This is a genomic window from Pseudoduganella sp. S-14, assembly GCF_049913285.1.
In the GTDB taxonomy this organism is placed as follows: Bacteria; Pseudomonadota; Gammaproteobacteria; order Burkholderiales; family Burkholderiaceae_D; genus Rugamonas.
The window spans coordinates 6301615-6320302 of record NZ_CP183991.1; the positions used below are offsets into that span (position 1 = coordinate 6301615).

Sequence of the window (18688 nt, forward strand, 5' to 3'; positions counted from 1 at the left end):
CCGCAATCCCTTGAGGAGGCAAGCGATGGCTAGCAAGAATACAGTCTGTCTTTGGTATAACGGCGACGCGCTGGATGCCGCCACCTTCTACGCAAAAACCTTCCCGGATAGTGCCGTCGGCGCCATCAACCGGGCGCCGGGCGACTACCCGGACGGCAAGCTGGGCGACGTCCTCGTGGTCGAGTTCACGGTCGCCGGCATTCCCTGCATCGGCCTGAATGGCGGCCCCCTTTTCAAGCACAGCGAAGCCTTTTCATTCCAGATTGCGACGGACGACCAGGCGGAAACCGACCGCCTGTGGAACGCCATCGTCAGCAACGGCGGCCAGGAAAGCGCCTGCGGCTGGTGCAAGGACCGCTGGGGCCTGTCCTGGCAGATCACGCCGCGCGCCCTGATGGAGGCAATTTCCGACCCGGACCGCGCGGCTGCCAAACGCGCTTTCGATGCGATGATGGACATGAAGAAAATCGACATCGCCAAGATCGAGAAAGCGCGGCGCGGCGCCGCTTAAGCGCCGGGCGGCGCCGGATGCTGGTCCGCGTAGCGGCGCGCGGATTCCAGCATCGCATCCAGTTGGCCGCGGTCGTAGACCTTGCCGTGGCTGACGACCATGCGCACCTTGCGGATGTTGGCGATGTCTTGCAGCGGATTGGCGTCCAGCACGAGCAGGTCGGCTGCCTTGCCTTTGTGCACGGCGCCGTAGCGCTCCTGCTTGCCGAGGAAGCGCGGGCCGTTGATCACTGACGCTTGCAGCGCCTGCTGCGGCGTCAGGCCGTATTTGACGAAGATGCCCAGCTCGTCGTGCAGGCCCCGGCCCGGATAATCGAAAGAATTCAGGAAGCCCGCATCAGTGCCGGCGATGATGTTGACGCCTTCCTGCTGCATCAGCGGCAGCAGCGAGGCTGCCTTCTCGTAGGCGGCATGACGGTAGGCGATAGCGGCCACATCGTCCTTTGCCGCGCGCTGCACGCGCCACTCGTACGTCTTGCGCAGGCCCTGGCCGATGTATTTCAGGTAGGTGTCGCTCGCGTGGTTGTCCTGGTCCAGGTAGGCGGTGACTTGCGAGCCTACCAGGGTCGGTGTGATCGACATGCCGGCTGCCGCCATGCGGCGGAAGGTAGCGCGTGCGGTCGCTTCGTCAAAGCTTTCCAGGCTGGCGCGCATGGCTTCGCGGCCAGTGATCTTGCCCTCAGCAACTTGCGCCGTCAGTTCGGCTTCACGCGGCGTTGATCCGCGCAGCGCATAGGATTGATGTTCGATGCTGCCCAGGCCAGCCTGCATCACCTGGTCCAGCGTGAGCTGCACCGGCAGGTGGCCGGAGGTTTGCATGCCGCGTGCCTTGGCCTGGCGCACCGCTTCCAGGAAGATCTCCGGCTTCATGGTGTTCTCGGTGATCTTCACGAAGTCCACGCTGCGCGACTGCAGGTAGTCCAGCGCCTTGCCGACTTCTTCCGGCGTGCCGACTTCAATGGTGCCTTTCCACAGCGGCTTGTAGCCTTCCAGCTTGGGGCCGGAGGCGAGGATGGTCGGGCCCACCAGCTTGCCCTGGTTGATCAGGTCGCGCCAATCGAGCACAGTATCGGACAGGTCGCCGGCGCAATCGCGCACCGTCGTGATGCCGTGCGCGAGGTAGAGGCCCAGCAGCTGCCTGTTTTCTTCGATCAGGGCGGGACCGCCGCCGAAGTGCACGTGGGTATCCCACAAGCCCGGCATCAGGTACTTGCCAGGCAGTTTGACAGTGCGCCTGGGAGAGTAGTCTTTCAACTTTGCGTTGTCGACAACGGCGATGATGTCGCCACCTTTCAGCAGCACGGCCTTGCCCTGCACCAGTTGGCCGGATGCCACGTCGACAATCACTGCCTGCGTCAGGGCCACATCTGCAAGCACGCGTCCCGCAGCTTGCGCGCTGCCGAACGCCCCCAGCACCAGCAAGGCACCCACCGAAAGTTTCGTCGTCTTCATGCACCACATGGTACACAGCGGGCAGCACGCGCACCAGGCAGGAAAACAAAGCGGTACACCCATGATACATGCCGAAACATTGCGAAAGGCCAAACCTGTCAGAGCTTTCGGGGTGGCTTGCGCACCCTGTCTGTGGGACAGTGCTGAAATTACCCATTTTGGCGTGCTGAGCAAGCCATTTTCAGCAGTTTTCAGCAACTAAAAAAAGGGATTTCAGCACCTCCACAGACAGCCGGTACACGGTCACCGGATAATGGCGATGCGGCGTTGCATGCGGCGCACCAGCCAGGACATCAGCGTGCACAGGACGAAATACACCAGCGCCACGAAGAGGTACATCTCAACCAGCCGTCCGTCGCGCTGGGCGATCTTGCTGGCCGCGCCGACGAAGTCGGGGATGGAAAGTACATAAACCAGCGACACATCCTGGAACAGGACGATCGTCTGCGTCAGCAATACCGGCAGCATATTGCGGAAAGCCTGTGGCAGCACGACTTTCCACATGGTTTGCCAGTAATTCATGCCCAGCGCTTGCGCCGCCTGGACCTGTCCTTTTGGAATTGCCTGTATGCCGCCGCGCATGATCTCGCAATAGTAGGCAGCCTGGAACAGGGTGAAGGTAATCAGCGCTGACAGGAAGGTGCCTACCTTGACCGGCTCGGAAGCGCCGATGATCCATGCGGCGATGTAAGGCACCAGGAAGTAGAACCAGAAGATCACCAGCACCAGCGGCACGGCGCGCACCAGGTTCACATAGCACGCAGCAGCCAGTGACAGCGCGCGCAACGACGACAGGCGCGCCATCGCCAGCAAGGTGCCCAGCGCCACGCCGCCCAGCATGGCCAGCACGGTCAGCTTGAGCGTGAACACCATGCCGACCTGGAACAGGTAGATCCATGAATTGGCGATCACGCTGAAGTCAAAGTTCGAAAACATCACGCGGCCCTCCGTGCTTCGCCGCCGAGCGTGCCTGGCAATGCAAGGTGGCGCTCGAGCACGGTCATGCCGGCAACGACGATGATATTGACGATCACGTAGATTACCGTGGCGGCGGCAAACGCTTCAAAGAACTGGAAGGAGAATTCCTGCATCGAGCGCGCGCTGGCAGTGAGCTCCATCAAGCCGATGGTGAGCGCAACGGAGCTATTCTTGATGATATTGAGGAACTCGCTGGCCAGCGGCGGCAGCACGATGCGCAAGCCAAGCGGCAGCAGCACGTATTCATAGGACTGCATGCGTGACAGCCCAAGGGCCAGCGCGGCCAGGCGCTGGCCGCCTGCCAGCGCGTTGATGCCGGCCGCCACCTGCACCGCAACCCGCGCGGATGTGAAGAATCCAAGGCACAGCACGGCCGTGACGAAAGGCGCGTTCGGCAGCGCCTTGAGCCAGTCGCCCGCGGCACGCGGCAGCAGCTCGGGCAGCACGAAGAACCACAGGAACATCTGCACCAGCAGCGGAATATTGCGGAACACTTCCACCCAGCAGATGGCAAAGCGGCGCAGCCAGCGATTGGGCGCGGTGCGCAGGGTGCCGACCGCGACGCCCAGCGCCAGTGCGATCACCCAGCCGGCCAGCGAGGTGGCCAGCGTCCACGCCAGGCCGGACCACAAGGTATCCCAATAACTGTGCACACCGTCCGGGGACAGTTCCCAGAAGATGCGCCAGTTCCAGTTGTAATGCATGCTATCTGTATGCCGCGGGGTCCGGCGAATCGGTCGGCTTGGCCAGTACCGCCTTCAGCGTGGCCGGCATCGGGAAGTTCAGGTTCACGCCGCGCGGCGGGATCGGGCTCATGAACCACTTGTTGTAGATGCGCTGGATCTCGGCGGACTGGTAGATCTTGCGCAAGGCCTCGTCCACCGACTTCTTGAACGGCATGTCGTTCTTGCGCATCATGATGCCGTAGGGTTCAACCGACATCGCCTCCTTGCTGACGGCGAAATCGACCGGCGCCTTGGACGTTGCCACCTGCGCTGCCAGCAGGATGTCGTCATTGGCCTCGGCTTCGGCGCGGCCCGTCTCCAGCATCAGGAACGATTCCGGATGGTCCTTGCCGATCAGAATCTTCATGCCAAGCTTGCGCTCACTATTCAGGATGGTCATTTGCTTGAGCGTGGTGGTGCCGGCAGTAGCCACGAGCACCCTGCCCTTCATGTCATCCAGCGACTGGATATTGGCCGACTTCTTGGCCAGCAGCCGGCTCGATATCACGAACATGGTCGGCGCGAACGCCACCTGCTGCTGGCGCTCCGCATTATTGGTGGTAGAGCCGCATTCGAGGTCGATGGTGCCATTGGCCATCAGCGGGATGCGGTTGGCGGAGGTGACGGGGTTATAGGCCACCTTCAGCCCCGGCATGGCGAGCTGCGTTTTCAGGTGTTCGACGACTTTCAGGCACAGGTCCACTGAATAGCCCTGGTACTGCTGCTTGTCATCGAGATAAGAAAATGGAATGGAGCCGTCGCGTACGCCCAACACCACCTGGCCGCTGCGTTTGATCTTGGCGAGGGTGCCGGTGGGCTCCTGGGCGCTGGCCGCAGCGGCCAGGCAGAAAAGGGGAAGCAGGCGCAGAAAGGTCATGGTGTCCTCCGCTGGCGGGGACGACGACCCGCCCTGTTAGTGGATGATACGCGCTAAAAAGTCCCGCGCGCGCTCGGAACGGGGGGCGCCGAAGAATTCGTCCTTGCTGCAGTCTTCCAGGATGCGGCCCTGGTCCATGAAGACCACGCGGTTGGCCACCTTGCGGGCGAAGCCCATTTCGTGGGTCACCACCATCATGGTCATGCCGTCCTGCGCCAGCCCGACCATAACGTCCAGCACCTCATTGATCATTTCCGGGTCCAGGGCGGACGTCGGCTCGTCGAACAGCATGGCAATCGGGTCCATCGCCAAGGCGCGGGCGATGGCCACGCGCTGCTGCTGGCCGCCCGAGAGCTGGTTGGGAAATTTGTCCTGGTGCGCCAGCAGGCCGACGCGGTCGAGATACTTCAGGCCTTTTTCGTTGGCCTCGTCCTGTGAGCGGCCCAGCACTTTTACCTGGCCCAGGGTCAGGTTTTCGCGCACCGAAAGGTGGGGAAACAGCTCGAAATTCTGGAATACCATGCCGATCCGGGCACGCAAAGCCGACAAATCCGTGCCTTTGGCGCCGACCGAGGTGCCATCGACAATGATTTCACCCTTCTGGAACGGTTCCAGCCCGTTGACCGTCTTGATCAGGGTCGATTTGCCCGAGCCGGACGGTCCGCAGATCACCATGACGTCGCCTTTGGCCACCTCGGTACTGCAGTCCGTGAGCACCTGAAAGTTGCCAAACCATTTACTTAAGTCTTTAATTGCGATCATCTTTTTCCGGTTTCAGCAGTTTTATTCTTGCTTGACAGTGGCCTAGAACCGCAAGGATACTTCGGGACTTGCTTAATAGCTCATCAAATAGCTATTCATTCTAACGGCAAATCCGCCCTACTTCAGGAATCTTGCTTATGGCCAACAAAAACCGCCTGACCACTTATATCCTCGTCGGCCTGGCGTTGGGTATCCTCACCGGCTACGCCATCAATGTCTCGCAAGCGGCGCCACAAGCGACCAGCTTCGCGGACTACATGACCCTCATCACCACCCTGTTCCTGCGCCTGATCAAGATGATCATCGCGCCGCTGGTGTTCTCGACCCTGATGGTCGGCATCGCGAAAATGGGCGACACCAAGGAAGTTGGCCGCGTCGGCATCAAGACCCTGGGCTGGTTCTTCCTCGCGTCCGTGTTGTCGCTGACGCTGGGCCTGATCATGGTGAACATCTTCCGTCCGGGCGATGCGCTGCTGGGCCACATCCCGACCGACGGTGCTGCAGCTGCCGCTTCGCTGCAGACTTCCAGCCTGTCGCTGAAAGAATTCATCACCCACCTGGTGCCGTCCTCGATCATCGACGGCATGGCCAAGAACGAGATCCTGCAGATCGTGGTGTTCTCGCTGTTCTTCGGTACCGCAGCTGCCGCTGTGGGCAAAAAGGCGGAACCGCTGATCGACGCCGTCGACGGCATCGCACACATCATGCTGAAGGTGACCGGCTACGTGATGCAGTTCGCACCGTTCGCCGTGTTCGCAGCCGTTGCCGGCACCATCGCCAAGAGCGGCGTCGGCGTGCTGCAAACCTACGGCGTGTTCATGGCCGAGTTCTACCTGTCCATCGGCGTGCTGTGGGCGATCCTGATTTTCGCCGGCTTCCTGTTCCTCGGCAAGCGCGTGATGAAGCTGATGTCGGAAGTCAAAGAGCCGACCCTGCTGGCCTTCTCCACCGCCTCCTCCGAAGCGGCTTTCCCGAAAACCCTGGAAGGCCTGGAGCGCTTTGGCGTGCGTAACCGCATCGCCGCCTTCGTCCTGCCGATCGGCTACTCCTTCAACCTGGATGGCTCGATGATGTACTGCACCTTCGCCACGGTGTTCATCGCGCAGGCTTACGGCATCAATATGGACCTGGGCACCCAGATCACCATGATGGCCGTGCTGATGCTGACCTCCAAGGGCATGGCCGGCGTGCCGCGCGCATCGCTGGTCGTGATTGCCGCCACCCTGTCGCAGTTCAAGATTCCCGAGGCGGGCCTGGTCCTGCTGCTGGGCATCGACCACTTCCTGGACATGGCGCGTTCCGCCACCAACGTGGTCGGCAACTCCATTGCCACCGCAGTGGTGGCGAAGTGGGAAGGGGAACTGACTAACACCGACGACCGCGAACTGTCGGAGCGCCCGCTGCCTTAATTACGTGCAGGACAAAAGCCGGGGTCAGGTCTGGCAATCCGCCACATTTTTGGCAATGCAAAAAATGTGGCGGATTGCCAGACCTGACCCCGGCTTTTTTTAGGTTCTTCACGGATTCCCGGGAAACGCGGCTTTGATCTTCAGGAAGAAGAAGTCAGAGTCGCGGTAACCATATGCCATCCGTTTCATAACCTTGATCTTGTTGTTAATACCCTCGAGCTGGCCGGTATGCATAGGCCAGCGCATGCGGGCCAAAATGCCCTTCCAGTAGAGGCTTAGCCTTCTGGCGAAGCGGATCAGCGGTTCGATGGCGCTGCTTTTAGCCATGGCTTGCCAGATGCGCCAAGCCGATCGCCAGCGCCAGGGATCAGTTGGTGTCCAGAGTTCCTTCAAGCTCGCCTTCATTACATAGACTGTCATCAGCGCCTGGTTCGCCGTCAGAAGCTCAGTGAGTTTCGGCCTCTGGTCTGACGGCACATTATCGACGTTGCGTAGTAGCAGCCACCGTGCACGCTTTACATACTGGCGACCGGCCTTATCGTCGCGCAGCCGATTCGCTTCATCGACCCGCACCCGATCAATGACCTCGCGGCCATATTTAGCGATGACGTGGAACAGGTCATAGACAACCCTGGCTCTTCGACAGTGATGTTTCACCTCGAGGTCAAATGCGGTATTCATATCCATCGCCACCGCTCGAATGCGCCGACAGCGTTCAGGGCCAAGCCAGGCAAAGAATGGCCGGATCGCTTCTCTACTACGCCCCTCACAGACCCAAATTACGCGCCGAGTGTCTGCATCCAGCACCACTGTCGCGTAACGATGCCCTTTGAACAGCGCGAATTCATCCATGACCAGCCTTGTCGGCTGGGGTGGCGGCAAGGCCGCCACCCTACGCTCCAGATCCAAGCGGTGTATCTGACGGACGGTTCCCCAATGAAGCCCAGTGAGTTCGCAAACGTGAGCAATCGGTAGTTTCTCACTCCAGTGCGCAACGAACTGCGCCAAGCGCCGCGACACGCGTGAATGCCGATCGAGCCAACTAATGTGCTGGGTGCAGCATCGACAACAACCGGGGCAGCGCAACCGATTGACGGCAACGCTCAGAAATACAGCCATGCCAGCCATCGGTAGATCGCGCACCGTCCGCCAGACGGTTTCATGGATCACTGATGCACGGGCACCGCAATTTGAGCAGATCAGGGGCGAGCCTGGATCGGCAATTAACCGCAAACGAAGCCGGCTACCAGCAATTTCCAGAGATGAAATGCGAAAGCCTTCCCAGAAAGGGAGGCTGAGACTATGATTTGGCATGAGAGCAGTGGGTTGGTTAAAGGGTTTGGTCGCACAAACACAATAACTCTTCCTTACTGCTCTCTTGCGTTTACAGCATGGTCATCCCGCTAATCCGCGATGAACCTTTTTTTATGCACTGTTCTTCAGGAGCTGGTGGTAGAAGCGGATCATGTCCGCGTAACCCTTCACCGACATGCGCTCGTTGGTGCCGTGGAAGCGCGGGAGGTCTTCGGGATGGGCGCGCACGGGGCCGAATTTCAGCACGCTGTCGCTCATCCCATCGAAATAACGCGAGTCGGTGGCGCCAATCATCAGGCCCGGTGTAACCACAACGTCAGGGAAGACTTGGCGGATGGTGCGATTCACTGCCGCAAAGGGCGCGCCGTCCTGGCGTGCGACGCGCGAGGCTTCGGTATTGAAGTCGCCTTCCGGTGTGATGCGGATCCTGTCGTTGCCGATCGCCTTGCGCATATGCTGCTCCACTGCAGCCAGCGTGTCGCCAGGCAGCAGGCGGAAGTTGACGGTGGCGCTGGCCGTACCCGGCAACACATTGTCCTTGACGCCGGCGTTGACGATGGTCAGTGCGGTGGTGGTGCGGATCAGCGCATTCGTGCTGGGCGTCTTGGCCAGCATCCGTTCCAGCATCGGCTTGAACAGCCAGAAGTTTGACAGTGCCACGCGGTTCATGCCGCTCATTTCCGGGGCCATCGCCTCGAAGCTTTGCTGCGGCAGACCTGCCATGCGGACCGGCATCGGATTCGCTTCCAGCGCAACCAGGGCCTTGCTCATCATGCCGATGGCGGTGTCCGGCGGCGGCATCGAGGAATGGCCCGGCGCGGTTTCCAGTTCCAGCTTGTAGCTGGCATACCCCTTCTCCGCCACGCCAACCATGGCGGCGCCTGGCTGCAGGCCGGGCACCATGCCGTGCACGATCATCAGGCCTTCGTCCAGTACGTATTCGAGCTTGACGCCGCGCGACTTGAGCAACTCCGCAATTTTCGCCGCACCGCGCTTGCCGCCGACTTCCTCGTCGGCGCCGTAGGCCAGGTAGACGGTGCGGCGCGGCTGGAAGCCGGCGGCCAACAACATTTCGATGGCTTCCATCTGGGCGTAGAGGTTGCCCTTGTCGTCCCACGAGCCGCGGCCCCAGATGAAACCATCACGCACCACGCCAGCGAATGGTTGCTGCTCCCAGTTCTTTTCCGTGCCGGGCGCGATCGGAACCACGTCCTGGTGCGCCATCCACATCACCGGGGCGGCCTTGGCATCGCTGCCCTGCCAGGTATAGAGCAGTGCCTTGCCATTGACGTTCTGGCGTTTCAGGGCGGTATGCAGGCGGGGGAAGCTGGCTTGCAGGTGGGCGTGCAGTTTGTCGAATTCGGCGGCGTTGGCATCGGCATCCTTGTAGTCGGAAATGGTGACGAAGCGCAGGGCTTCGCTCAGTCGCTGCGCCGCTGCGGCTTCGTCGATTGCCAGCGCCGGAGCTTTCTCCACCACCAGCTGCTTGCTGCCGCTGCGGGCCGTATTGACGCAGACCGCAACAGCCAACACACCAATTGCCGCAACGGCTACTGCCAGAACCTTCTTCACCGCCATCCGCTGTCCTCCTGTCAGTTGACCAATTCGCCGCTTGCCGGCGAAACCTGTTCCCGCTCGCCGCGCGCTTGCTGGCGCTCCCACATCTGGGCGTACAGGCCTTCGCGCGCCAGCAATGCTGCGTGCGTGCCGCGTTCCACAATCTTGCCGTGATCGAGCACCAGAATCTGCTGGGCGTCGGCGATGGTCGACAGGCGGTGGGCGATCACCATCGTCGTACGATTCTTCGCGATCTCCTTCAACTGCGCCTGTATCGCCTGTTCGGCTTTGGAGTCCAGCGCGGAAGTGGCTTCGTCGAAGATCAGGATGGCTGGATCCTTTAATAGCGTGCGGGCAATCGCCACGCGCTGCTTCTCACCGCCCGACAATTTCAGCCCGCGCTCGCCCACCATGCTGTCGTAGCCGTCCGGCAGGCTGGCGATGAAGTCGTGAATCGATGCCGCGCGTGCCGCGGCGATGATCTCGTCCTTGCTGGCGCCTGGACGGCCGTAGGCGATGTTGTATTCGATGGTGTCGTTGAACAGCACCGTATCCTGCGGCACGATACCGATCGCATGGCGCAGCGAGTGCTGCGTGATGTCGCGCAGATCCTGGCCGTCGATGGTGATGGTGCCGCTGTTCACTTCGTAGAAGCGGTACAGCAGGCGCGACAGCGTCGACTTGCCCGAGCCGCTGTGGCCCACCACGGCCGTCGTGGTGCCGGCCGGGATGGTGAAGTCGACATCGAACAGGATCTGGCGTTTCGGGTCGTAGCTGAAGTCAACGTGGTTGAAGCGCACCTCGGCGCCTTGCGGCTGCAGCGGCCTGGCGTGCGCCGCGTCGTCGACTTCGCGGTTCTCGTCCAGCAGCGAGAACAGGCGCTCCATGTCGGCCAGGCTTTGCTTGATCTCGCGGTAGATCACGCCGAGGAAGTTCAGCGGAATGTAGAGCTGGATCATGAAGGCGTTCACCAGCACCAGGTCGCCCAGCGTCATCTTGCCGTCGATGACGCCCTGCGTCGCGCGCCACAGGATCAGCGTGACGGCAATCGCGATGATGGCCGACTGTCCGGTGTTCAGCAAGGACAGCGAGGTCTGCGATTTCACCGCCGCCTTCTCGTAGCGCTGCAGGCCCTCGTCGTAGCGATTGGCCTCGTAATCCTCGTTGCCGAAGTACTTGACGGTCTCGTAGTTCAGCAGCGAGTCGATGGCCTTGGTGTTGGCCTTCGAATCGAGGTCGTTCATGGTGCGGCGGAAGTGCGTGCGCCAGTTCGTCACCACGATGGTAAAGGTGATGTAGATCGCCAGCGCCGAGAAGGTGATCACCGAGAACCAGATGTCGTAATGCGTGACCAGGTAACCCAGCACCAGGGTGATCTCGACCAGCGTCGGCAGGATGTTGAACAGCGTGTACGAAATCAGCGAGCTGACGCCACGCGTGCCGCGCTCGATATCGCGCGTCATGCCGCCGGTCTGGCGATTCAGGTGGAAGCGCAGCGACAGCGAATGCAGGTGGCGGAATACCTTCAGCGCAATGGTGCGCACTGCGCGCTGCGTCACGCGCGCAAACAGGAACTCGCGCAGCTCGGTGAACATGGTGGTGGACAGGCGCAGCAGGCCGTAAGCCACCAGCGTTGCCAGCGGCAGCACCAGCAGGGCATGCGGGTCGCCCGGCTTGATGGTCATGTCGTCGACCAGCTTCTTCAGCACGACCGGGACGCCGACGTTGGCGGCCTTGGCGCCGACCAGCGCCAGCAGGGCGGCCAGCACGCGCCATTTGTACACCCAAAGATAGGGCAGCAATGTTTTCAGAGTGGCAATGTCGCCGCGCGCATTACTGCCGGACTTGCCCGGTGGAGGTGGTGGGGTATTCGAATAGCGTCGCATACGTGCGTGGGCTGGCTGGTTTAAAATCCCATCAATTGTAGTCCTTCATGAGAATTTGCGATGACCTCCCAAGAACAAACTTCCCGCGGCCTTCCGCCTGGAAAAATGCCTGAACTGCGCGTGATGCCCTCGCCGTCCGACGCCAATGTGTATGGCGACGTATTCGGCGGCTGGATCATGGCGCAAGTCGACATTGCCGGCTCCCTGCCTGCCACCCGCCGCGCCAACGGACGCGTCGCCACCATCGCGGTGAATTCCTTCCTGTTCAAGCATCCGGTCTTCGTCGGCGACCTGCTGACCTTCTACGCCGATATCGTCAAGGTCGGCAATACCTCGATTACCGTCAACGTGGAAGTCTATGCAGAGCGCAACCGCCTGCAGGCCAATATCGTCAAGGTCACCGAAGCCACGCTGACCTACGTCGCCACCGGCCCTGACCGCAAGCCGCGCCCGGTGCCGCCGCTGGAAACGCTGCTGTAATCCGATGCACGACGGGCGCCGCCTCCTGCTCCAGGCTGCGGCCCGCGTCGCCGCGCTGGCAGTGCTGGCGCCCCATCTCCCCGCGCAAGCACGCAGCGCCGCCAATGGCGCCTACCCTTTCACGCTGGGCGTCGCCTCCGGCGCCCCGTTGCCCGACTCCGTCATCCTCTGGACCCGGCTGCTGCCCGATCCGCTGAATGCGGCATCGATGCCGCCGATTGCTCAGCAGGTGCGCTGGGAAGTGGCGCACGATGAAGCCTTCACCCGCATCGCAGCGAAAGGCGTGGCCGTTGCCGCGCCTGCGCTGGCGCACAGCGTCAACGTCGATGTGCGCGGGCTCGAGCCGGACCGCTGGTACTGGTACCGTTTCATGCTCGGCGATGCCGTCAGCCCCGTCGGCCGCACACGCACCGCGCCAGCCCCCGGCAGCATGCCGGCCGCGTTGAAGCTGGCAGTCGCCTCCTGCCAGCATTGGGAATTCGGCCATTACGCCGCCCACCGCCACATTGCGCAAGCCGCGCCCGACCTGGTAGCCTTCCTTGGCGATTATATTTACGAATGGGGTCCCTACAGCCTGCAACATCCCGCGACGGTCCTGCGCCGCAACGAAAGTTTCACCCTGGCCGACTACCGCGCGCGCTATGCGCAGTACAAGAGCGATCCCGACCTTCAGGCCGCACACCATGCCGCGCCCTGGCTGCTGACCTGGGACGACCACGAAGTGACCAACGATTACAGCCCAACGCGCGATGAATTGCTGTCGCCAGACTTCGTGCAGCGCCGGACCGCAGCCTACCAGGCCTACTTCGAGCACCAGCCGCTGCGCGCCCAGCGCATCTACCAGCGCTACGACTGGGGACAACTGGCGCGCTTCCACATCCTCGACACGCGCCAGTACCGTTCGATCCATGCCTGCCAGCCGACGGGGCGCGGCGGTTCCAGCTCGGTCTACCGCCGCTCCTGCGCTGCCCTGGCCGACCCGCGCCGCAGCATGCTGGGCAGCGCGCAGGAACAATGGCTGGCGCAAGGGCTGAAGGAATCAAGGGCGCGCTGGAATATCCTCGCGCAGCAAACCCTGATGGCGCAGATGTCGCAGCTTCCCCTGGCCAGCGACAGCGACGGCCGCTTCTGGACCGATGGATGGGACGGTTACGCCGCGGCGCGCGCCCGCCTGCTCGAATCCGTGCGCAGCGCGCGCAATCCGCTGGTGCTGTCGGGCGACGTGCATACTTTCTTTGCCGCCGATTTACGGCGCGATCCCGCGCGCGCGGCCGGCCCCGGCAATGCGGTGGTCGCAACGGAATTCTGCGGCACTTCCGTCACCTCCAGTTCGCGCCCCCAGGCGCGCACGCAGCAATACGTCGACATGAACCGCGACATGCATTTCGGCCGCAGCGACAAGCGCGGCTTCATGCTGCTGGACTTGCGCCCCGCGCGTGGCGCGGTGCTGTTCCAGGGCCTGGACAATGTGCGCGACGCGAACAGCGCGCTGTCCACGCTGGCGTCGTTCTCGGTTGCCGACGGCAAGCCCGGCCCGCGCAGGGAAAGCTAGGCGCGGAATGGTGCGCTTTCTTCCTTGCGCCGTGCCGCCAGCCCGGCATGCGGCACCAGGCGGCCTTCGACGGGCGCGCTGATATTACGCAGCATGGCCTCGGCTGCGCCAACAAGGTCGCCGCAATCGATCCGGCGCAGCACCAGCATCGCGCCGCCGGCGCCGAGATTGTGCGTGTAGCTGACCAGCGCATCGAACTGCGCCTGCGTGAGGGGATGATGGCTGACCTGGCGCTGCACGGCGCGTTCTGCGCTGCGCACCGACAGGTCGAACGCTGCTTCGACCTGGTCGGGCGTCATGCCGGGACGGGAGACTTCGTAGTAGCCGCGCAGGCCTTCGCGCTGTCGCAGCGCGCGCCGGCCTTCGGTGCTGAGGGTGAGTGCGAAATTGTAAAGAAGGCCCATATGGTTTCCGGTGGCTGCCAAGGTGGTACGTTCCACTCTACAGCCGGTCCGGAGCCATATGCTGCGCCAGATCAAACTTGCCGGCTTATGCTGCTTTCTTTTCGTCGCGCAGTTGGCGGCGCAGGATCTTGCCGACGTTGGTCTTCGGCAGTTCATCACGGAACTCAATGTACTTCGGCTTCTTATAAGCGGTCAACTCGTGCTTGCAGAACTCGAGCAGCGCTTCCGCCGTCAGGTTCGGATCCTTGCGGACAACGAACAATTTCACCGCTTCGCCGGAGTTCGCATCGGGTACACCAACACAAGCAACTTCCAGCACGCCTGGGTGCGCAGCCACCACGCCTTCCACTTCGTTCGGGTACACATTGAAGCCCGACACCAGGATCATGTCCTTCTTGCGGTCGACGATGCGTACGAAGCCTTTCTCGTCCATGATGCCGACGTCGCCGGTCTTGAAGAAGCCTTCAGGGGTGATCGATTTCGCGGTTTCGTCAGGACGGTTCCAGTAGCCCGCCATGACCTGCGGGCCGCGGATCGCGATTTCGCCGGCGGAACCGAGCGGCACTTCCTTGCCGTCGTCGTCCAGGATCGCCAATTCGGTCGATGGAATCGGCACGCCGATGGTGCCGGTGAATTCCTTGATGTCGACGCGGTTGGCGGTAGCCACCGGCGAAGTCTCGGACAGGCCGTAGCCTTCGATGATCGGGGTGCCGGTCACCTTCAGCCAGCGGTCAGCCACCGACTGCTGCACGGCCATGCCGCCGCCGTTGCAGATCTTGTAGCTGGAGAAGTCCAGCTTGGAGAAATCAGGATTGTTCAGCAGCGCGTTGTACAGCGTATTCACGGCCGGGAACACGGTCACAGGGTACTTGGCCAGCTCTTTCACGAAGCCCGGGATATCGCGCGGGTTCGGGACCAGGATGTTCATGCCGCCCAGCTTCCAGCCCATGAAGCAGGAAATGGTCAGCGAGTAGATATGGTACAGCGGCAGCGCGGCGACGAACACCATCTGCTTTTCGCTAGGCGCCATCTGCAGCCAGGCTTCGTTCTGCAGCATGTTGGCCACCACGTTACGGTGCAGCAGCACGGCGCCTTTCGACACGCCGGTCGTGCCGCCGGTGTACTGCAGGAAGGCGATATCGTCAGGCTTCTGGTCGGCCGGCTTCAGGGTCAGGCGCGAGCCTTCGGACAGCACTTGCTTGAAGCTGACGTGGCCGGGGATGTTCCAGGCCGGCACCATCTTCTTCACATTGCGCACCACGAAGTTGACGATCATGCCCTTCAGGCCGCCCAGCAGGTCGCCCATCGACGCCACGATCACATGCTTGACCGGGGTCGAAGCCAGGACTTGCTGCACGGTGGTGGCAAAGTTTTCCAGCACGATCACGGCTTCCGCGCCGGAGTCGTTCAGCTGGTGCTGCAGTTCGCGCGGGGTGTACAGCGGGTTGACGTTGACCACCACGTAGCCGGCGCGGATGATGCCCGCCAGCGCGACCGGATATTGCAGCACGTTAGGCAGCATGATGGCGACGCGCGCACCCGGCTTCAGGCCCTTGGACTGCAGCCAGGCGCCGAATTGCTTCGACAGCTGGTCCACCTCGGAGTAAGTCAGGAACTTGTCCATGCAGACGTAAGCGTTGCGGCTTGCGTACTTCTGGAACGATTCCTCCATCAGGTGGGTCACGGAGCGGTACTGCGAAATATCGATCTCCGCAGGAACGCCTTCAGGGTAAGACTTCAGCCAGATTTTTTCCATCGTATTGCCTTTCGTGTGCCTTGCCGCTTACGCGGCCTTCTTGTCGTCGGCAGGCTTCTCGTCGCGCAGCATGCGGCGCAGGATCTTGCCAACGTTGGTTTTAGGGAGCTCGGTGCGGAACTCGATATATTTCGGCTTCTTGTAGCCGGTCAGGTTTTGCTTACAGTGCTCCATCAGCGCCTCCACGGTCAGGTTCGGGTCTTTCTTCACCACGAACACCTTGACCGCTTCGCCGGAATGCTCGTCCGGCACGCCGATGCAGGCGCATTCCAGCACGCCAGGATGCGCCGCCACCACGTCTTCGATTTCATTCGGGTAGACATTGAAACCGGAGACCAGGATCATGTCCTTCTTGCGGTCCACGATCTTGACGTAGCCGCGCTCGTCCATCACGCCCACGTCGCCGGATTTGAAGTAGCCGTCGGCCGTCATGACCTTGGCGGTTTCCTCCGGACGGTTCCAGTAGCCAGCCATCACCTGCGGGCCGCGGATCGCGATTTCGCCCGGCGTGCCAAGCGGAACTTCGCCGCCCGCATCGTCCAAAATCGCCACTTCGGTGGAAGGAATCGGCAAGCCGATCATGCCGGAGAATTCGGTGCTGTCGAAGCGATTCGCAGTTGCCACCGGCGCGGTCTCGGACAAGCCGTAGCCTTCCACGATGGTGACGCCGGTTATCTTGAGCCAGCGGTCGGCCACGGCCTTCTGCACCGCCATGCCGCCGCCGTTGGCGACCTTCAGGCCGGAGAAGTCCAGCTTGGTGAAGTCGGGATGGTTCAGCAGCGCGTTGTACAGCGTGTTCACGGCCGGCAGCATGTTGAAGCGGTACTTGGCCAGCTCCTTGATAAAGGCGCCGATATCGCGCGGGTTCGGGATCAGCACATTCAGGCCCCCCTCGCGGATGCCCCACATGGCGCACACGGTCAGCGCGAAGATGTGGTACAGCGGCAGCGCGCAAATGATGGTGCGCTCGTCCGGCGGCAGGTCCGCCAGCTTCGGCGCCGACCAGGCCTGCATCTGCAGCAGGTTGGCGATGATATTGCGGTGGGTCAGGGTCGCGCCCTTCGACACGCCGGTGGTGCCGCCGGTGTACTGCAGGAAGGCGATGTCTTCATGGCGCAGTTCGACGGGCGTCAGCTTCATGCTGCGTGCGTGGCCCAGTGCGTCCTTGAAGCGCACCGCGTTCGGCAGCGAGAATGGCGGCACCAGCTTCTTCACGTTGCGCACCACGAAGTTGACGATCATGCCTTTCAGGCCGCCCAGCATCTCGCCCATGTTGGCGACGATGATGTGCTTGACCTGGGTGCGCGGCAGCACCTGTTCCAGGGTGGTCGCGAAATTCTCGAGGATGATGATGGCTTCCGCGCCCGAGTCATTGAGCTGGTGCTCCAGTTCGCGCGGCGTGTACAGAGGGTTGACGTTGACGACGGTGTAGCCGGCGCGCAGGATGGCGGCGATGGCAATCGGATATTGCAGCACGTTCGGCATCATGACGGCCACGCGCGCGCCCTTTTTCATGCCGCGGCTTTGCAGCCATGCGCCCAGGCGCCTGGAATGCTGATCAAGGTCGGCATAGGTGATGAATTTGTCCATGCACACGAAGGCATTGCGCGACGCGTACTTCTGGAACGATTCTTCAAGCAGGTGAACCAGGGAGCGGTATTGCGTCGCGTCGATTTCGCTCGGCACGCCGGGGGGATACGACTTCAACCAGATTTTTTCCATCCTGTGCCTCTTTGTCTCAGTTTTATATGTTTTTATTTGCGAAAATAGAACGGCCGTGCTTTCCCGCACTCTAGATGCTATCGTGCAGCATGGCACAGGGCAAGCTATTTTCCGGGTTTGGAACGGGTACTCTAGCGGGCCTCCGTGCTGCAAAGCAGCATAGATTGTGCGTCAATTGACGGCGCCCGGCTCCTTGGCAGCGGCGGCCGTCGTGGTCTCATTGGCTTGCGCCATAGAGTGCGCCAGTTCGTGCAGCCTGTCATGTCGTTCCACGGATGGCAGGTTGCTCATGCTCCGCACCGCAGCATAAAACTGTGGGAATGCTTTTTCTTTCACAAGCAAAGCGCGGAAACCTGGCAGCAAATCATTATAGGTTGCAACAGATGCCAAATGGGCATTATTCAACGGTTCCGCAAAGAATCGGTCATAGCCGTTGTAGCCACGCCAGTTGGCCTTGAGGACTTTGTACTCTTCCTGCAAGGCGGCAAAGATGCGCAGCTTTTCCTCGCGCTTCTTCCTGGCGCTGGCCTTGCTCGCATAGTTGTCTGCCAGCATCTGGCGATGCTTCACCAGCAGGTCCATAAAGTCCTGGCGCCGCACGTTGTAGCGGGCATAGGCTTCGCGCATGGCATCGTTGCCATACAGCTCGAGCCAGTGGTTGACGCCAGCCTCTTCCACCGCCGAGGCAAAGGCTTCGTTGAATTTGGAATCGCCTTGCACGTACACCACCTGGTGCGCCAGTTCGTGGAAGATCAGGCGCGCCAGCTCGGCATCGGAGTGGTTGATGAAGGTCGACAGCAGCGGGTCGCTGAGCCAGCCCAACGTGGAGTAAGCCGGCACGCCGCCGACCTGCACGTCGTTGCCTTCCTTGCGCAGCTCTTCGGCATACGCTTCGGCATCGGCCTTGTCGTAATACCCGCGGTAGCTGACGCAGCCTGCGATCGGGAAGCACCATTGCACCGGGCGCAGCGACAGTTCGGGCGTGGCGACCACATTCCACAACACATACTGCCGGTTCAGGGGAGCGTAATTCTTGTAGCTGGCGTTGTCGGGCAGCCCAAGCTCCTTGACTGCGAATTTGCGGATCAGCTTGGCCTTCTCGAGGCGGGCTTTGAGCTTGGGATCGGTGGACGGGTCGCCGATCCAGTCGTCGACCGGACGGGCATCAGACCAGAGCGCGTACTGGCCCTGGGCAGCCTGGAAGTAGTACTTGAATTGCGCACAACCAGCCAGGAGGCCGGCGCACAGACCCGCCGTCGCCAGGTATCTGGCGCGCAGTTTCAGGTGTGCTAACGTGCGCATAA

The 18688-nt window shown here is 61.7% G+C and carries 16 protein-coding genes; 4 read left to right on the top strand and 12 right to left on the bottom strand.

The genetic code is table 11. From position 1 onward, the window contains the following. Positions 1-25 precede the first annotated feature (25 nt). Positions 26-511, top strand: coding sequence for a VOC family protein (locus ACN9MZ_RS29045; protein ID WP_426319610.1), 486 nt, complete (start codon positions 26-28; stop codon positions 509-511). Here the strand turns inward: ACN9MZ_RS29045 and ACN9MZ_RS29050 are convergent. From ACN9MZ_RS29050 to ACN9MZ_RS29070, 5 genes are all read right to left on the bottom strand, one after another. After that, entirely contained in the window at positions 508-1962 is a 1455-nt protein-coding gene (locus ACN9MZ_RS29050; RefSeq protein ID WP_426340236.1) for an amidohydrolase family protein, read from the bottom strand. The two genes, ACN9MZ_RS29045 and ACN9MZ_RS29050, sit on opposite strands and share 4 nt — an antisense overlap. Positions 1963-2205: 243 nt before the next feature. After that, positions 2206-2898 (bottom strand): amino acid ABC transporter permease, encoded by a 693-nt coding sequence (locus ACN9MZ_RS29055; protein ID WP_426342971.1) that lies wholly within the window; start codon positions 2896-2898, stop codon positions 2206-2208. Further along, positions 2898-3644: an amino acid ABC transporter permease gene (locus tag ACN9MZ_RS29060; RefSeq protein WP_426340237.1), complete on the bottom strand. Its 747-nt coding sequence runs from the start codon at positions 3642-3644 to the stop codon at positions 2898-2900. Before ACN9MZ_RS29060 ends, ACN9MZ_RS29055 begins: the two co-directional genes overlap by 1 nt. 1 nt (position 3645) lies before the next feature. Further along, positions 3646-4542, bottom strand: coding sequence for an amino acid ABC transporter substrate-binding protein (locus ACN9MZ_RS29065; protein ID WP_426340238.1), 897 nt, complete (start codon positions 4540-4542; stop codon positions 3646-3648). Between the two features lie 36 nt (positions 4543-4578). Continuing rightward, the gene (locus ACN9MZ_RS29070; RefSeq protein WP_426340239.1) at positions 4579-5304 is read right to left on the bottom strand and encodes an amino acid ABC transporter ATP-binding protein; all 726 of its coding nucleotides are present in this window, start codon (positions 5302-5304) and stop codon (positions 4579-4581) included. A 137-nt stretch (positions 5305-5441) separates the two neighbouring features. Between ACN9MZ_RS29070 and ACN9MZ_RS29075 the strand changes: the two genes are divergently transcribed. After that, entirely contained in the window at positions 5442-6713 is a 1272-nt protein-coding gene (locus tag ACN9MZ_RS29075; RefSeq protein ID WP_426340240.1) for a dicarboxylate/amino acid:cation symporter, read from the top strand. A 108-nt stretch (positions 6714-6821) separates the two neighbouring features. Here ACN9MZ_RS29075 and ACN9MZ_RS29080 read toward each other — a convergent pair whose 3' ends face one another. From ACN9MZ_RS29080 to ACN9MZ_RS29090, 3 genes are all read right to left on the bottom strand, one after another. Continuing rightward, entirely contained in the window at positions 6822-8027 is a 1206-nt protein-coding gene (locus ACN9MZ_RS29080) for an ISL3 family transposase (protein WP_426340241.1), read from the bottom strand. 111 nt (positions 8028-8138) lie between these two features. After that, a complete protein-coding gene (locus ACN9MZ_RS29085; protein WP_426340242.1) occupies positions 8139-9605 on the bottom strand; it encodes a M20 family peptidase in 1467 nt (488 codons plus the stop codon). A gap of 14 nt (positions 9606-9619) precedes the next feature. After that, the gene (locus ACN9MZ_RS29090) at positions 9620-11470 is read right to left on the bottom strand and encodes an ABCB family ABC transporter ATP-binding protein/permease (RefSeq protein WP_426340243.1); all 1851 of its coding nucleotides are present in this window, start codon (positions 11468-11470) and stop codon (positions 9620-9622) included. Positions 11471-11530: 60 nt separating this feature from the next. Here ACN9MZ_RS29090 and ACN9MZ_RS29095 point away from each other — a divergent pair, with 60 nt between their 5' ends. Both ACN9MZ_RS29095 and ACN9MZ_RS29100 read left to right on the top strand, forming a co-directional pair. Continuing rightward, positions 11531-11950 carry an acyl-CoA thioesterase gene (locus tag ACN9MZ_RS29095; RefSeq protein WP_426166091.1) on the top strand — a complete coding sequence of 140 codons (420 nt, stop codon included), beginning with the start codon at positions 11531-11533 and terminating at the stop codon, positions 11948-11950. Between the two features lie 4 nt (positions 11951-11954). After that, the gene (locus tag ACN9MZ_RS29100) at positions 11955-13502 is read left to right on the top strand and encodes an alkaline phosphatase D family protein (RefSeq protein ID WP_426340244.1); all 1548 of its coding nucleotides are present in this window, start codon (positions 11955-11957) and stop codon (positions 13500-13502) included. On the opposite strand, the gene ACN9MZ_RS29105 is transcribed toward ACN9MZ_RS29100, so the two are convergent. The 4 genes from ACN9MZ_RS29105 to ACN9MZ_RS29120 all read right to left on the bottom strand — a co-directional run bounded on the left by ACN9MZ_RS29105 (position 13499) and on the right by ACN9MZ_RS29120 (position 18686). After that, entirely contained in the window at positions 13499-13906 is a 408-nt protein-coding gene (locus tag ACN9MZ_RS29105; protein WP_426340245.1) for a glycoside hydrolase family protein, read from the bottom strand. The two genes, ACN9MZ_RS29100 and ACN9MZ_RS29105, sit on opposite strands and share 4 nt — an antisense overlap. 85 nt (positions 13907-13991) lie before the next feature. Next, positions 13992-15662, bottom strand: a complete 1671-nt coding sequence (locus tag ACN9MZ_RS29110) for a long-chain-fatty-acid--CoA ligase (protein ID WP_426340246.1) — start codon at positions 15660-15662, stop codon at positions 13992-13994. A gap of 27 nt (positions 15663-15689) precedes the next feature. Then, on the bottom strand, positions 15690-17384 hold the full coding sequence (locus tag ACN9MZ_RS29115) for a long-chain fatty acid--CoA ligase (RefSeq protein ID WP_426340247.1): 1695 nt from the start codon (positions 17382-17384) through the stop codon (positions 15690-15692). Positions 17385-17555: 171 nt separating this feature from the next. Continuing rightward, entirely contained in the window at positions 17556-18686 is a 1131-nt protein-coding gene (locus ACN9MZ_RS29120; protein ID WP_426340248.1) for an aminopeptidase, read from the bottom strand. Positions 18687-18688 lie beyond the last annotated feature (2 nt).